The sequence below is a fragment of the Vibrio sp. Y58_MX_L22 genome, assembly GCF_024181865.1.
Taxonomy (GTDB): domain Bacteria; phylum Pseudomonadota; class Gammaproteobacteria; order Enterobacterales; family Vibrionaceae; genus Vibrio; species Vibrio alginolyticus.
The window spans coordinates 121528-136913 of sequence record NZ_JAMZAN010000003.1; the positions used below are offsets into that span (position 1 = coordinate 121528).

A 15386-nucleotide genomic window follows, 5' to 3' on the forward strand; every position below is an offset into this window, starting at 1 on the left:
CTTTTACACCTATGCATCAACTTTGTATTCAGTTTACGTAAACGTCAATTTAAAATCAGAATAGTGCCTGAAAGATTAAGTTGCAATCGAGTTCATCGAGAAAGATTTGAACTAACGCAAACTTTAAGTAAATAAATTGTTAATAAAAATTATTCTCAAACGCTTACATATTTGGATAGTTCGGACCACCACCACCTTCTGGTGGAGTCCAGGTAATATTTTGACTTGGATCTTTGATGTCGCAGGTCTTACAGTGGATACAGTTGGCCGCATTTATTTGAAGCTCTGGCTGCTGCTCCCCCTGTACGATTTCATACACGCCAGCCGGACAATAGCGCTGTGCTGGCTCTGCATATAATTCAAGGTTCTGCTCAATAGGAATCCGCTGGTTCTCCAGTCGTAAGTGGCATGGTTGATCTTCCTCATGGAAGATATTGGATAGATAAACAGAAGAGAGGCGATCGAAACTTAACACGCCATCAGGCTTCGGATAGACAATTTCATTGCTGTTTTCCGCCAATAACAGAGACTGATGATCAGGCTTATCACAGCGGATATGCCACTTAGCTTTGCCTTTTAATACGTTATGTTCCAGCAGCGCTAAACCACCGCCCAGCCACGATCCAAAGCGGTGAATACCACTTGAGAAGTTACGTGCTTGATAAAGCTCTTCATACAGCCAAGACTGTTTGAAATGCTTTTGATAATCAGCAGTAACTGACTGACTCTCAAGGGCTTCACATACTGCTTCAGCGGCAAGCATGCCAGATTTCATTGCGGTGTGTGTGCCTTTGATTTTAGCGCCGTTAAGTGTTCCTGCATCACAGCCAATTAACAAGCCACCAGCAAACTGCTGCGTGGGAAGCGAATGAAAGCCGCCCTTGGTGATCGCTCTCGCGCCATAGCTAATACGCTTCCCATTTTTGAGGTATTGCTCAATCAACGGGTGGTGTTTAAAACGTTGAAACTCATCAAATGGACTCAAGTGCGGATTCTTATAATTCAAGTCAACAATCAACCCGACGGCAACTTGGTTTCCCTCTAAATGGTAGAGATAACTGCCACCTGTGGCTTCGTTTGATAACGGCCAGCCTAATCCGTGCACTACTAAACCTTGCTGATGCTGCTCTGATGGGATTTCCCACAGCTCTTTAAAACCGATAGCGTAATGTTGAGGAGTTTTCTCTTCAGCAAGATTAAATCGGTTAATCAACTGCTTACCAATATGCCCCCGTGCGCCTTCAGCAAATAAAGTAAACTTCGCTCGCAGTTCAATACCAGGTTCGAAATTTCCTTTTTGTTCACCATTTTTATCTAATCCCATATCGCCCGTGATCACGCCACAAACACGACTATCTTCATCGATGATCGCTTGACTGGCGGTAAAACCTGGGTAGACCTCCACCCCCAAGTTCTCAGCCTGCAACGCCATCCATCGGCATAGACTGCCCAAACTTATGATGTAATTACCTTTGTTATGTAACGTATTAGGCATCGCCCAAGAAGGCAGTTCATGACCATTGATTTCATTGCCTAGATAGTAGGTTTTATCTTGGTTTACTTTGGTATTGAGCGGAGCGCCTTTCTCTTCCCAGTCGGGAAAAAGCTCATCCAAACTTCGCGTTTCAAACACCGCGCCCGATAAAATATGCGCTCCAACTTCAGAGCCTTTTTCTACCACGCAAACAGAGAGGTCTTGTTCTTTTTCTGCTGCTAATTGTTTGATTCGGCATGCCGCAGACAAGCCTGCGGGACCTGCGCCTACAATCAGAACATCAAATTCCATGCAGTCTCTTTCCATGATTGCATTCCTTTTTCTTTGCATGTTGCCAACTTGTTAATCAACAATATATTTAAAGTTGACGCAAACGTAAAGGTAAATTAACATCATTTTAAAGACGTCATCACATCGTCTTCACTGTTAACACATAGTCTTCACTGTAAAAGGAATCTAACGTGAAAATACTAGTGCCAATCAAAAGGGTCATTGATCCCTACGTTAAAGTTCGCGTGAAAGCGGACCATAGCGATGTTGAAACCAATAACGTCAAGATGACGATTAATCCATTTTGCGAAATAGCCGTTGAAGAAGCCGTACGACTAAAGGAGCAAGGTATTGCAGATGAAGTCATCGTTGTCAGTGCCGGCGGTAGCCAGTGTCAGGAGCAACTACGTACCGCGCTTGCATTAGGCGCCGATCGCGCTATTCATGTCGATACTGAAGACAAAATAGAGCCATTAGTTGTTGCTAAGCTGCTCAAAGCTCTAGTTGAGCAAGAACAAGCACAGCTTGTGATTACGGGTAAACAATCCATTGATACTGACAACAACCAAGTGGCTCAGATGCTGGCCGCCCTACTTGACTGGCCTCAAGCAACTTTCGCTTCCGACGTGAAGATTGAAGATCAAAAAGTTCAGGTCGTGAGAGAAGTGGACGGCGGCTTGATGACGGTCGCGATGAACTTACCTGCGGTGATCAGTACTGACTTACGCCTGAATGAACCGCGTTTTGCCTCTTTGCCTAATATCATGAAAGCTAAGCGCAAGCCGTTAGATACCATCACACCTGACAGTCTGGGTGTTGAAGTGGTATTTAGCCAAACCATTCAAGAAGTCACACCGCCAGCGCAAAGAAAAGGTGGCATCAAGGTTGAATCTGTCTCAGAGCTTCTCGATAAGCTGCGTAACGAAGCGAAGGTGATTTCATGAAGAACTTAATCATAGCAGAGCATGACAATAACCAATTGCATGCGGACACACTCAAAGTGGTTAATGCAGCAAAACAAGTCAGCCAAGACAATGTTTTGATCGTAGTGGGCCACCAGTGTGAAGAAGTCGCTCAGCAAGCTTGTCGCGTTGATGGTATATCAAACGTAATTTGTGTCGATGATGAGCAACTTAAGCATCAATTTGCCGAGAGTATCGCACCTACTGTAGTGAGTATTGCTGAAGGTTTTGACGCAATCTGGGCTAGCTCATCATCAAAAGGGAAAGATCTTGCACCGCGAGTAGCAGCGAAGTTCGGCGTTGGGCAAATTTCCGATATTGTCCAAGTTATCGATGAAAACACTTTTATCCGCCCTATTTACGCAGGAAACGCATTTGCCAAAGTGACCACCAGCGACAAGGTTCGCGTCATCACCGTGCGCGCGTCTGCGTTTGAGCCGGTTACTTGTCACAACCAAGCTGATATTAAGCATCAGCAGGTCACTATCTCAGCTCCAATGATTGAATTGGTTTCTGTCGATAAAACCGTGTCAGAACGTCCTGAATTAAGCGCGGCAGAGGTGGTTGTGTCAGGTGGACGCGGGGTCGGTAGCAAAGAGAACTTCGCGTTGATCGAACAAGTTGCCGATAAACTAGGTGCTGCCATTGGCGCTTCTCGCGCGGCGGTTGATGCCGGGTTTGTTGCCAACGACTTACAAGTGGGTCAAACCGGTAAAATCGTTGCACCTAAGCTTTATATAGCGGTTGGGATTTCCGGTGCCATCCAGCATCTTGCAGGAATGAAGGAATCCAAAGTGATTGTCGCGATCAACAAAGATCCAGAATCTCCTATCTTTGAAGTTGCCGACTATGGATTGGTTGGTGATTTATTCGAGGTACTACCTCAGCTTGCCGAACAACTTTAAACGATCAGATAAGGGGCGAACACTGCTATGTTCGCCCCTTTATTTTGTTTTGGTCATATTCAAAAGAATTGAAATTAGAGGGACCTATGCCAAAATCTGCACCTATTTGGTCACCATCTGCTGAGCGCGTCAGCAATAGCAACTTATTACGGTTCATCGAAAAGGTTAATAAAGACAAAGCCGAAGGTACCGTAATCAACAATTACACGTCTCTACACCAGTGGTCCATTGAGCACAATGATGAATTTTGGCGACATACTTGGCAGTTTTGCAACGTAATCGGAGATATGGGTTCGCAAATCAAGAGCCTTGGCAGTCCCAAATGGACACAAACAGGTTCTAATCATCACCATGTAAATAGAGACACAGTATGGTTTGCTGACGCCACGCTGAACTACGCAGAGAACCTCCTATCTCAGGCTGAACAATCACCAGAGCGTGAGTTTATTGTTTTTAGCAATGAAAGCGGTGAACACCGACAACTCACCGGTAAACAGTTGCTTGAACAAGTTTCCGCCATTCAACAATGGCTACTCAATTGTGGTGTCGGTAAAGGCGATGTCGTTGCGGGTTATTTGCCCTACCTTCCTGAAACCGTTATTGCCATGCTGGCCACCACCAGTCTTGGTGCCATTTGGACTTCAACCTCTCCTGATTTTGGTATCGATAGCGTCGTAGAGCGTTTTGGTCAGGTCAAGCCGAAAGTTCTTTTTTGCTGTGATGGCTACCAGTTCGGAGGCAAAGCTTTCGATATGACGGACAAGAACACCACTCTTAGTAGTAAGTTAAGCAGTGCCTCCGAAGAGACTACTATTAGCGTATGCCAAATCGAATATTTACAAAACGCTGAGAGTGCTAGCACTTCTGAGTTTGTTTCTTGGTCCGATATTACTCACCACTTTTCTCCACAATCAATTCAATATCAACCAACGCTGTTTAATGACCCGTTATTCATTTTGTATTCTTCTGGTACAACAGGTCAACCTAAGTGTATTGTCCATTCCGCAGGCGGTACCTTGCTCAATCACCTCAAAGAACATCAACTGCATTGCGACATCAAATCGCAAGACAAGGTTTTCTACTACACAACATGTGGTTGGATGATGTGGAACTGGCATGTTTCCGCTCTTGCGAGTGGAGCAACCTTAGTGATTTACGACGGTAGTCCGGTTTATCCTGATCACTCCGTCTTATGGCGATTAGCAGAAGAACATAACGTGTCGCTGTTTGGTACTTCAGCGAAATACTTAGAGGCACTGGAGCATGCGAACTGCTCTCCAAAACTAGAACATAACTTGAAGTCACTCAAAACTCTGTGCTCAACTGGTTCGGTGCTTTACCCAGAACAATTTAATTATGTCTATCAGCACATCAAGCAGGACTTGCATCTCGCTTCTATCGCTGGCGGCACAGATATTTGCGGATGCTTTGTACTTGGAAACCCTATTTCACCAGTTTACACAGGTGAATGCCAAGGCGCAGGGCTGGGAATCGACGCACGTGTTCTAGAGGATGGTGGACATACTATTACGCAAAAACGCGGCGAACTGACTTGTAATAACTCGCTACCTAACTTCCCTATTGGTTTCTGGCACGACAACGGCGAACGTTATCACAACGCTTATTGGAGCAAGTTTACCGATATCTGGCACCATGGCGACGATGTGATGCAAACCGAACATGGCGGCTTTATTTTTTATGGCCGTAGTGACGCAACCTTAAATCCAGGCGGCGTACGAATCGGTACCGCTGAAATCTACCAACAAGTGAACGCGTTACCCGAGGTTGAAGACTCCATCGCTGTCGGCAAGTTAAACCAGCAGTCTGAAGAAATCTGGTTACTAGTAAAACTCGCTCACAACGTCGAGTTAACCCAACAACTCACCGATTCAATTAGCCAAACATTGAAAACAAAATGTTCACCGCGCCATGTCCCACGACAAATTTTTGCTATCAGTGATATTCCTAAAACGCGCTCAGGCAAATTGGTTGAGCTAGCAGTGAAACAATTGGTAAACGGACAAGCTGTAAAAAACATTGGTGCTATTGCTAACCCAGAAGTGCTGGAAGAAATTAAAACGCTTTTCAACATAGAAAGTGGCGCCACTGTCACTTAGAGACTCAACAAGTCTTCCAACAATACAGACGGGTATAACCTAACTGTATTTTAGCTCGCTCGATAACTCCTCCCCACTTTCGTGGAAACTGAGCGAAATATGCTTCATGTACACAAAAAAGGTGAGATAATTCTATCTCACCTTTGAGCCATATGAGCTGGAGCATTAGTTTGGGGGTTAAGCTTTTATCAGTTGGCTCATATCTTCGCGAACTTGTGGCACCGTTAAACCAACGATGATTTGAAGGCTCTCTTGATTTCTAACAATATTCACCGCTCCGTGCTGTGTGAAAAATGCGTTCTCCTTTACAAGAGAGACATCTTTAACTTTAACACGCAGACGCGTCGCGCAATTAGTTAACAAGTCAATGTTTTCTTTTCCACCCAAACCTTCAATAAAGGCACTAGCTTGTGACGGACTTGCGCTACTGTTATGGACCGCTTTCGCTTCTTTGTAGTCAGCTTTTGAATATAACTTACTATCTGCACCTTCACGCCCCGGAGTAAGTATGTTGTATTTTAAAATAAGCGCGCGAAACGTAACAAAGTAAACACCAGTAAACATGAGACCAATAATAATCTGAATCACGTATGTTCCTGCATGGTTACCAGCCAAAGGCAACCAGTTTTGGAAAATGAAGTCTATCAAGCCAGTCTGAAAGTTACCGGAAACACCAAACATAAAGGCGATCGTTGCCATTGTCGCAGATAACAACGCATGCAAAGCAAACAGCGCAGGTGCGATAAATAAGAATGTAAACTCTATTGGTTCGGTGATCCCTGTAAGAATTGCTGTGATTGCGGCTCCGAGCACTAACCCCATCACCATCTTTTTATTTTCTTTTTTCGCAACTGAATAGAGTGCTAGTGCGATACCCGTACAACCAAACACTTTACCCATTCCCGTCAACATCAAACCACCCTGAGGAAATTGTGTCGTTAAACTTTCCGAGCTCTGGGCAAATGTCTGTATATTTTGAATCCAATAGGCAACCGTTCCGCCATCGACTGCAACTGGCCCATAAAAAACGGGACCATATACGAAATGATGCAACCCCGTTGGTATCATGATTCGCTCTAAAAACGTAAATAGCCATACCCCTAACGATCCAGCAGAAACCAAGAATGATTGCAGATTATTAATACCATGCTGAATACTTGGCCAAGTCAAACAAGTTAGAATTGCCATCACGACCATAATTGGGAAACTAATGATCACAACCAATGGCGTTCCGCCAAATACAGCTGCCCAATCCGGTAGCTTTTTATCAAAGAATCGGTTGTGAACCCAAACAGAGAGACTTGCAATTAAAATGGCACCTAGCAAGTTGGTATCAAGCGTTAGAATGCCACCAACTTCAGTCAAACCTCGCTCACCTTCCGTATAGTTAACGCCCAGTTCTGGTCCCCAAAATTGAAGGATTCCACCAATAACGTAGTTAAACGTAATGTAGGAAACGAGTGTTGCAAGTACAGCGCGACCAGATGCTTTTTTAGCTAAAGCGATAGGTAACCCAACGGCAAAAATAAGTGCCATATTTTTAAATACAGCGAGAGATGCCTGTAAAATGATCGTCGAGACTTTAACCCAAGCACTCCCCTCTAGTGCCCAAGGAAACACTTCTTGATTTAACAGCACAACAGAGAAACCCAATAACATGCCCGCTGCTGGAAATAATAGAACGGGAACAAACATCGCGGCTCCGAACCTTTGAATAATGTCTTTCATATAAACCTCTTGTTTCATTCACGGAGCCTACAAGTAGGCCCCGAACGTCCAGTTGTTATTGAAAAAATTGAGGAAGGTAGGCTTTATTTTCTTCTAGTAATTGTTTTGTTATTTCTTTAGCTTTTGGCACATTAACCACGGTACGGTTAAGTGTGAGTGCATTAATCAGCTTTTGCTGACTTCCTTCGTACCAAGCATCCACGACTAATTTCTCGTAACCAAGTTGGCTTTCAATCATGGCTTTTTGGAAGGTTGGGATTTTTCCTACAGTAAAAGCTTTCGGTCCATCACTAGTTAGCGCAGCTGGAACTTCTACCATGGCGTCATTTTGTAAATTTGTAATAGCACCATTATTCGGTACGATGACGAGATACACATCGCTCAAGTTGTAGGCTAGCGAAGCCGCGACTCTCACCATGTATCGACCATGGATATCGGCATGCAGTGTTTCGTGCTTCGTGGTGCCCGCTTCAATTATTCTTGCGTTCAATTCGAACACTCGTTTCTCACGGCCGTTAATTACCTGCCTTGCACGAGTATTATTGATATCCTCTTTCACCACCATTTTTTCAGGGTACAAATAGTATTGAAGATACGTATTCGGCAAAAACTCTGGATTATCAGCAAGCATTGTTCTCATATTTTTGAATGTGGCTTGCCACGATGGGTCATCCGCTATTTCCGCATCAACCGCACTGATCCCTTCTTTTAGGATGATATTTTTAATTTTATCCGTTAAGTCTTCACCCTGTTTATTACGAATTTTGGTAAACCAGCCATAGTGATTAAGCCCAAAATATTCAGGAACAAAGTCCCAAATTTCACACCCTAACAATTGCGCATAGCTGACCATAATCGCTGCTGGCATATCACAAATATTTAGAATTCGCTTATCATGCGGAAATTCACGATTTAAAGCTTCAGCGACAATTGCCGCTGGGTTGGTGTAATTAAGAATCCACGCATCTGGACACGTTTGTCGGATCTCGTTCACTAGCTGGATCATATCGCCGATAGAGCGAAGTCCATATGCCATTCCTCCCGCGCCACATGTCTCTTGCCCAACACAAGAGTTGGATAGCGGGATTTGTTCATCGCGCTCGCGCATGGCCAACCCACCAGTGCGGATCTGGATAAAGAAAAAGTCCGAATCTGCGAATGCGACAGATTTATCCGTTGTATAAACAAACTCTTCAACTTCTGGATAGTGTTCTCGCAATAGAATTTCAGTAGCTAATGCATTCGACTCTTGGCGTTTCTCATCTATGTCGTAAAACACGACTTTTGCGAGTGGAAAGTTATCTTTTTCGGCAATCAGGCTGTTCATCATACCAAGAGTGTATGTACTGCCAGCACCAACAATCGTTAATTTTTGACGTTTCATTTCGCTACCTCAAATGTTTATCCTGAAAATGTATAAAATAAGTATTAATACTTTTATGATACATTTAAAGTATAAGCACAAAGATACGAGATAAAAATCACACAAAGATCCTAAGGAAAAGTATTAACTACATCTCAGATCACATTCTTGCTATCATGATCCAAGACTTAGCGAGGTATTATGAAACCCAAATACATAGACATTGCGGAACGATTAGAAAAAAAGATCAAAGATGGGGAACTACAACCGAAATCGATGCTTCCAAAAGAGAGTGATTTGCAAGAAGAGTTTTCCGTAAGCCGCGTAACCATCAGAAAAAGCTTACAAATTCTGGTCGACAATAATTTAATTAGTCGGACAAGAGGTAGTGGAACTTATGTAAACGATCTAAAAGCCCAACATGATGCCTTACATTTGCTGGGTTTTATCGAGGAAGTCAGTAAACAGGGGAAAACGCCTAGCTCTCAAGTCATAAAGTTCGAACTTAAAAAGCCGAATGAGCAGGTTGCTAAGCAGTTAAATCTCTCGCCCAATGATGATACATATGAAATACATAGACTCAGATGTATTAATGATGAGCCTGAAATTTACGAAGTCACTCATATGCCAGCAATGTTATTTCCAGACTTGAGCATAGCCATAATGAATGGTTCTAAATATGAGTACATTGAAAATAGCAAAGGATTGAAAATTGCGAAAAGCAGTCAGTCTGTCAAACCGTACTTGTTAGATGAAGAGACGGCCTCATACCTGAATGAATCAGAAGCTTCCCCTATTCTAAAAGTTGAGTCCACTGGTTACCTAGAAGATGGTCGTGCATTTGAATATACCGTCAATTACTTCCGACTTCATCAATACAGCTTCGAGTTTATTTCAACTAGGACGTAGTACTATTCGACGCTAATGGTTAATCATTGCGCCAAATCTTATATCCGACCTCTCGCATTGCTCTGCCAAGCAGGTGGGAGGCGACTGGCGCAGTGAGAACGATAAACAACATCGTACCGATAACCCGAGAGATCACGGTAACTTCAGGGAGTGAGAAAGCGACCGCTAATAACAAGCAGCTCACTCCGACAGTTCCAGCTTTGGTCGCTGCATGCATTCGGGTATACAAATCAGGAAGCCTCAGGACACCTAGACTTGCAACCAAGGTCAACAATGTTCCTAAGCATAAAAATAGTCCAATCAACACGTCCATTATTCTTTCTCCTTTCTTTTAACGATCAAACGTGCAAATGCGATCGTGCCGAGAAATGCGACCAAACCTAATGTAATGGCGATGTCTAACAGAGCGTCCTCACCGCTGTCTAAGGTGTAAACCGTAATAAATCCGATAGTGATAAATGAAATCAGATCTAACGCCACAACTCGATCAGCTAGCGTTGGTCCTAGAATTAAACGAGCAAAAGCCATAACAAAGCTGAGTAATAGCCCAGAATAGGCAAAAGTGACCGTTATTTGCAGCCAACTATCCACGCGTCACCTCCAAAATTCGATGCTCTAACCCATCTTTAATTCCGCGAATAACCTCTTCATGTTCAGGTGCAAACATGGCATGAACGATAAGATACTTTTTATCAGCCGTAACATCCAAACTAAGCGTGCCCGGTGTTAAAGAAACCATGTTCGCCAGTAATGTGATTTCTAGATCAGAATCGACCTCCAGAGGGACATAAACGATATCAGGCTGACTCAAATGAGTAGGTGTCACGACGTCCCACACCACTTTCGCAACCGATATAACCATTTCATAAGCGAAGTACATCAATAACTTCAATGCAGATGCAAAACGTTGAAAATAGCTCGTTTTCAATCCAAATGGTTGACTCAACCTTAAAGCAAAAAAACCGACCGTAAATCCGACAACAAAATTCAGACTCGAATAGCTGCCGTTAAGCATCATCCACGCTAACGCTAAGAAAAAATTGAGGAATAGATAGATCATGCATTTCCTCCTAACACCACTCTGATGTATTCAGTCGGATTTAACAGTTGTTCTGCAGCTTGAACGGAAAATTGATAAAAAGGCTCCGCCACTAAGCCAATGATTAGCGTCAACGTTGTCAATACAATAATTGGAACGCAGTACAACCAATGTACTTTGGCCTGCAGAGTCTGTTCTGGCTTCTCTCTAAATGGCTTTTTCCAAAATGCCTCACTCCAAATTTTCGTCATCGAGTAGACGGTAAGCAACCCCACCAATAACGCGGTACCTGCTAACCAGTAATATTCAGCCTGTATGCTCGACTTGATGACCAATAGCTTTCCCCAGAAACCCGATAGCGGTGGAAAACCGGCCAGAGAAAACGCAGGGACAAGAAACAAGAACGCCAACCAAGGCATAGCTTTGTATACCCCACCCAAATGTTCAAGTTGACTAGAGCCATATTTGCGCTCGATGAATCCACCTATTAAGAACAAATTCGCTTTTACAATGATGTGATGAACAATGTAGAAAATGGCACCGGCTAAAGCTAAGGGAGTGTAAATAGCCAACCCCATGAGCATATAGCCTATTTGGCTAATAATATGAAAAGAAAGAATTTTCTTAATATCGAATTGGCTAGCCGCTCCTAAAACGCCCGTTAACATGGTTAGCCCTGCGACCCAAATTAACGTCGGTTGCCAGCCACTCTCGGCGAGCGGAAATACTAAGGTGAAGACTCTTATCAACGCGTATACACCGACTTTAGTAAGCAACGCGGCAAACAGTGCCACCACACCGCTTGGCAACGTGTGATAAGAAGCGGGCAACCAAGCAAATAAAGGAAAGAGTGCCGCTTTAATAGAGAAGGCAAACAAAAACAGCGCGGACAGCATCATGTTGATGCTCAATTCATTTTCCCCTACTTTGGTGTAGAGATCGGCCAGGTTCAAGGTGCCCGTTGCGCCATACAACAAGCCGATAGCAAGCAAAAATACCAGCGTCGAAATCAGGTTCAACATCACGTACTTTACTGCACCATCAACTTGAGTTTTCGTTGCATCTAACACCATTAAACCAAATGATGAAATGAGCATGACCTCAAACCAAACGTACAGATTAAAAATATCTCCAGTCAGGAAAGCGCCATAAACGCCAGCAAGCAACATGTGCATTAACGCATGGTAATTGCTATAGGAGGGCTTTCGGTGAAGGTCCGCCATCGCGTAGAAAACACATATCGCACCAATCACCGCCGTTATCATCACCATAGCAACGCTGAGGTAATCTGCGACAAACACGATACCAAATGGCGCACTCCACTGACCAAAAGCAACGGCTTGAATACCATTACTTATGATGTTTTCTGTGAGAAAGCCCGCAACGAAAAGGTTCGAAATCGCACTTACACCGCTCAACCACTCAACACTTTTTGTTGAGCGACGGACGAAGAAGATAGTCAACGCCGTACTCAGCGAGAGAACAACCGGTAACGTAAGCAAAATCGAACTCATTGACCCTCCTCAGAACGTTGCATTTCATCGACGTTTGCAGTTCCAGTGTCTTTATAAGCTCGATAGAACAGCATTAAAGCAAAAATAAGTAGTCCAAAACCGATGACTATCGCAGTTAAGATAAGCGCTTGAGGTAAAGGATTTGCCGCGCTATCTGGTGGTAAAAGAGCATTATCGCCAATCAATGGCGGCTCTCCGGGCGTCAGCCTTCCAGCGGTAAAAATAGCAAGGTTAACCGCACTACTGAGTAACATGATGCCGAACAAAAGGCGCAAGATATGCTTTTCAAGCATTAAATAAACACCTGCTGCGACAAATACTCCAACGACAACACTCCAAACTACTTCCATCACTCTAGCTCCTCATTAATACGAAGCAGCATACCCATCACGCCACCTATAACGGCAAGGTAAACACCAACATCAAAAACCAATGGCGTCCCTAGTGGTATCACGTCTTTCCACCACAGTCCGGTCAAAAACGGTTTATCAAACGCAAAGCTCAAAGCACCAGAAACTAAGCTCAATGCGATACCAAATAACGCAATGAGAAACGGTTTGAAATACAACCTAGAACGAACGTATTTCGGTGATTCCGCGAACATGAGAAGTGATAAGCCAATAACGGCAATCAACGCACCAATAAAGCCACCACCCGGTTCATTATGACCACGTAACAATAGATACACTGAAAATACGAGCATGAGTGCCGAAACGATGTGTGCCGTGGTTGCAAAAATTAATGATTGGATACGATTTTGCTTTTTCGCTCTTGTCTTAAGCAAACTCACTGCCGCAATCCCAGCAATAACAACGACGACAACTTCTCCCAATGTATCAAATGCGCGAAAGTCGACCAGAATAACGTTAACAATGTTTCGCCCATGTCCACCCGGGACACTGTTTTCTGCAAAGAAATCTGACACCGAAGAGTCCATCGGCTGAGACGTGATTCCTAACAAAAGTAAAGTAACCGAAACACCTATCACACCTGCTATGCAAATATTCGCTACTTTACGTTTTATTGAATGCTTGGGCACGGTGGTTAGACGTGGCATATGACGCATTAACAATGCAAGAAAGACCACCATTAATGTTTCCACTAACAGTAAAGTCTTCGCAACGTCCGGGGCGCTATAAATCATAAAAACAAGCGTAGTCATGAAGCCAATCATACCAAGCGCAGAAATCGCAAGAAGTCTTGCGTGGGACAACGTACATACGAGCGCAGCACCAATCAACAATAAGGCAATACCAATCTCATAGAAAGTGACACTTGAAAGTTCGCCAACCAAAGGCAGAGGAATAAGCGCTACCTGACTCAGTAACGCAACGGAAAGTACCGTGAAAAATAATAGGACATAGCGACTCAATTTCTTTTGCTGTAACCGCGCCGTTTGCCACTTCGCCACTGTCATCATGCCATCTAATAGTCGTTCAAAAATATTCTCCGCTTTGGGGACGAATAGATGTAACCGCTGAAAAAATGCAGACACAGTAGGATAAACACGGTACACCACATACCCCAACGCTAGCGTAATAACGCTTAACACTAACGGTACATTCACGCCATGCCATAATGATGTCGCTTTAAGAGCTACTGTGGGCAGAATGTCAGCAGAGCCCGGAAAAATAATATTGCGATCTAACCAATTTAAACCGAATAACGGGACTAGGAGACTGCCAAGAGCCAGGAGCAAAGGCGAGATCCACATGGCTTTTTTTGTCTCAACTGGCTTAGTTTCAATCGGCACGAGATCACGGCGAGCAAAGAATGGTCTCGCAATAAGCATAATGGTTAGCGCGACCATCAGTATATTCACGATTAAAAGTACAAAGGCGATCCAGTTATTGAGCTCTACTGCGGATTTGTACATGTATTCTTTGCTCAAAAAGCCTAACAACGGCGGGAACCCCGCTTTAGACAATGCAGCCAAACTCCCCGCAACCATGCTGATGACGAGAACTGACTTCAGACCGTACAATTGATCAATATCTCGTGTTCCTGTCGCTTTGTCGATATTGCCCACCACCATAAACAGCGCAGCTTTATAGAAAGAGTGAGCGAGAATAAACATCAATACCGCACTAACGGCCAAATCTGTGCCCATACCTAGTAATAATGTTAATTTACCCAAAGCAACATTCGTGCTGTAGGCTAGCATCAGCTTCAAGTCAGTTTGTTTTAATGCGACAAATGTGCACCAAATGGCCGTGATACTCCCAGTGATGACTAAAGCATAAAACCAGATCTCGCTGTGGGCATAAACTGGCGATAAACGTGCTAATAGGTAAATGCCTGCCTTTACCATTGTTGCCGAGTGTAAATACGCACTGACCGGAGTGGGAGCTGCCATCGCGTTAGGTAGCCAAAAATGAAACGGGAATTGCGCAGATTTAGTAAATGCACCGAGTAGTATGAGCACTAGAGATGGGATAAACCATTCATGCTGCGCAATAGTGTCTGCCTGCTCGATAATGGTATTTAGCTCATAACTCCCTGCCATTGCTCCCAGCAAGATAAGACCAGCTAGCAACGCTAGTCCACCAGCACCGGTAACAATCAGCGACTGCAAGGCGTTTCTCCGAGACGTTTTATTTTCGTGATTAAACCCGATCAGTAAGTAAGAAGTGATGGTGGTGAGTTCCCAGAAAACAAATAACAACAGAATGTTATCGCTCATCACAATCCCTAGCATGGCAAGCATGAATAGGGTTAGATACAAATGAAAGGAAAACCGGCTATCACTTTCTCGTAAATAAGCCAAAGCGTAGATTTGAATCAGTGCGCCAATCCCACTGATCAGTCCCGCAAAAAGAAATGAAAGACCATCTAATCTAAAGCTAAGGTTGATATCGAGGCTTGGTATCCATTCCGCATTCCAGCTCACGCCTGCAGGAGTATAGATATAGAAGAGAAAAGAGAAGATTAAAACTGGCAGCGCAGGGAAAATCAGTAAGACCAACTGATTATCTAGGTTTTTCGGCAGGTTTTCTTTACCCGTTATGTTATTCAACATCGCAGCCCATTCGTTATTATAAGAAGATACGCCCTATCCGGCGCAAATGACAAACTCCACTGTAT

13 protein-coding genes are annotated in these 15386 nt (G+C 43.8%); 4 read left to right on the forward strand and 9 right to left on the reverse strand.

Annotated elements, in window-relative coordinates:
- Nucleotides 1-163: 163 nt before the first annotated feature.
- Entirely contained in the window at nt 164-1801 is a 1638-nt protein-coding gene (locus tag NL626_RS08395; RefSeq protein WP_137282725.1) for an electron transfer flavoprotein-ubiquinone oxidoreductase, read from the reverse strand.
- 155 nt (nt 1802-1956) lie between these two features.
- Here NL626_RS08395 and NL626_RS08400 point away from each other — a divergent pair, with 155 nt between their 5' ends.
- From NL626_RS08400 to NL626_RS08410, 3 genes are all read left to right on the forward strand, one after another.
- The gene (locus NL626_RS08400; protein ID WP_005386149.1) at nt 1957-2709 is read left to right on the forward strand and encodes an electron transfer flavoprotein subunit beta/FixA family protein; all 753 of its coding nucleotides are present in this window, start codon (nt 1957-1959) and stop codon (nt 2707-2709) included.
- Nucleotides 2706-3632 (forward strand): electron transfer flavoprotein subunit alpha/FixB family protein, encoded by a 927-nt coding sequence (locus NL626_RS08405; protein WP_137282726.1) that lies wholly within the window; start codon nt 2706-2708, stop codon nt 3630-3632. The genes NL626_RS08400 and NL626_RS08405 overlap by 4 nt, the downstream gene beginning before the upstream one ends.
- An 86-nt stretch (nt 3633-3718) precedes the next feature.
- Nucleotides 3719-5749 (forward strand): acetoacetate--CoA ligase, encoded by a 2031-nt coding sequence (locus tag NL626_RS08410; RefSeq protein WP_253657221.1) that lies wholly within the window; start codon nt 3719-3721, stop codon nt 5747-5749.
- A gap of 177 nt (nt 5750-5926) precedes the next feature.
- On the opposite strand, the gene NL626_RS08415 is transcribed toward NL626_RS08410, so the two are convergent.
- Nucleotides 5927-7477 carry an alpha-glucoside-specific PTS transporter subunit IIBC gene (locus tag NL626_RS08415; RefSeq protein ID WP_053308067.1) on the reverse strand — a complete coding sequence of 517 codons (1551 nt, stop codon included), beginning with the start codon at nt 7475-7477 and terminating at the stop codon, nt 5927-5929.
- Nucleotides 7478-7532: 55 nt separating this feature from the next.
- Complete coding sequence (locus NL626_RS08420; RefSeq protein WP_151515680.1) at nt 7533-8861, reverse strand: 6-phospho-alpha-glucosidase; 1329 nt, start codon at nt 8859-8861, stop codon at nt 7533-7535.
- A 180-nt stretch (nt 8862-9041) separates the two neighbouring features.
- On the opposite strand from NL626_RS08420, the gene NL626_RS08425 reads away from it, so the two are divergent.
- Nucleotides 9042-9749, forward strand: a complete 708-nt coding sequence (locus tag NL626_RS08425; protein WP_253657222.1) for a GntR family transcriptional regulator — start codon at nt 9042-9044, stop codon at nt 9747-9749.
- Nucleotides 9750-9768: 19 nt separating this feature from the next.
- On the opposite strand, the gene mnhG is transcribed toward NL626_RS08425, so the two are convergent.
- The 6 genes from mnhG to mbhE are packed head-to-tail and all read right to left on the reverse strand — an operon-like array spanning nt 9769 to nt 15321.
- Nucleotides 9769-10062, reverse strand: a complete 294-nt coding sequence (gene mnhG / locus NL626_RS08430) for a monovalent cation/H(+) antiporter subunit G (protein WP_005373314.1) — start codon at nt 10060-10062, stop codon at nt 9769-9771.
- Nucleotides 10062-10340: a cation:proton antiporter gene (locus NL626_RS08435; protein ID WP_005373317.1), complete on the reverse strand. Its 279-nt coding sequence runs from the start codon at nt 10338-10340 to the stop codon at nt 10062-10064. The genes mnhG and NL626_RS08435 overlap by 1 nt, the downstream gene beginning before the upstream one ends.
- Complete coding sequence (locus NL626_RS08440) at nt 10333-10809, reverse strand: Na+/H+ antiporter subunit E (RefSeq protein WP_104976188.1); 477 nt, start codon at nt 10807-10809, stop codon at nt 10333-10335. The genes NL626_RS08435 and NL626_RS08440 overlap by 8 nt, the downstream gene beginning before the upstream one ends.
- Nucleotides 10806-12302 (reverse strand): Na+/H+ antiporter subunit D, encoded by a 1497-nt coding sequence (locus NL626_RS08445; RefSeq protein ID WP_137282730.1) that lies wholly within the window; start codon nt 12300-12302, stop codon nt 10806-10808. The genes NL626_RS08440 and NL626_RS08445 overlap by 4 nt, the downstream gene beginning before the upstream one ends.
- On the reverse strand, nt 12299-12652 hold the full coding sequence (locus NL626_RS08450) for a Na+/H+ antiporter subunit C (RefSeq protein WP_064369328.1): 354 nt from the start codon (nt 12650-12652) through the stop codon (nt 12299-12301). The genes NL626_RS08445 and NL626_RS08450 overlap by 4 nt, the downstream gene beginning before the upstream one ends.
- Nucleotides 12652-15321: a hydrogen gas-evolving membrane-bound hydrogenase subunit E gene (gene mbhE / locus NL626_RS08455; protein WP_253657223.1), complete on the reverse strand. Its 2670-nt coding sequence runs from the start codon at nt 15319-15321 to the stop codon at nt 12652-12654. Before mbhE ends, NL626_RS08450 begins: the two co-directional genes overlap by 1 nt.
- Nucleotides 15322-15386 lie beyond the last annotated feature (65 nt).

What these genes read in the sequence shown, in the direction of transcription:
- NL626_RS08395 (WP_137282725.1), bottom strand. Translation starts at nt 1,801, where the DNA reads ATGGAAAGAGACTGCATGGAATTTGATGTTCTGATTGTAGGCGCAGGT.
- NL626_RS08425 (WP_253657222.1), top strand. Translation starts at nt 9,042, where the DNA reads ATGAAACCCAAATACATAGACATTGCGGAACGATTAGAAAAAAAGATC.
- NL626_RS08440 (WP_104976188.1), bottom strand. Translation starts at nt 10,809, where the DNA reads ATGATCTATCTATTCCTCAATTTTTTCTTAGCGTTAGCGTGGATGATG.
- NL626_RS08405 (WP_137282726.1), top strand. Translation starts at nt 2,706, where the DNA reads ATGAAGAACTTAATCATAGCAGAGCATGACAATAACCAATTGCATGCG.
- NL626_RS08445 (WP_137282730.1), bottom strand. Translation starts at nt 12,302, where the DNA reads ATGAGTTCGATTTTGCTTACGTTACCGGTTGTTCTCTCGCTGAGTACG.
- NL626_RS08410 (WP_253657221.1), top strand. Translation starts at nt 3,719, where the DNA reads ATGCCAAAATCTGCACCTATTTGGTCACCATCTGCTGAGCGCGTCAGC.
- NL626_RS08415 (WP_053308067.1), bottom strand. Translation starts at nt 7,477, where the DNA reads ATGAAAGACATTATTCAAAGGTTCGGAGCCGCGATGTTTGTTCCCGTT.
- mbhE (WP_253657223.1), bottom strand. Translation starts at nt 15,321, where the DNA reads ATGTTGAATAACATAACGGGTAAAGAAAACCTGCCGAAAAACCTAGAT.
- mnhG (WP_005373314.1), bottom strand. Translation starts at nt 10,062, where the DNA reads ATGGACGTGTTGATTGGACTATTTTTATGCTTAGGAACATTGTTGACC.
- NL626_RS08450 (WP_064369328.1), bottom strand. Translation starts at nt 12,652, where the DNA reads ATGGAAGTAGTTTGGAGTGTTGTCGTTGGAGTATTTGTCGCAGCAGGT.
- NL626_RS08420 (WP_151515680.1), bottom strand. Translation starts at nt 8,861, where the DNA reads ATGAAACGTCAAAAATTAACGATTGTTGGTGCTGGCAGTACATACACT.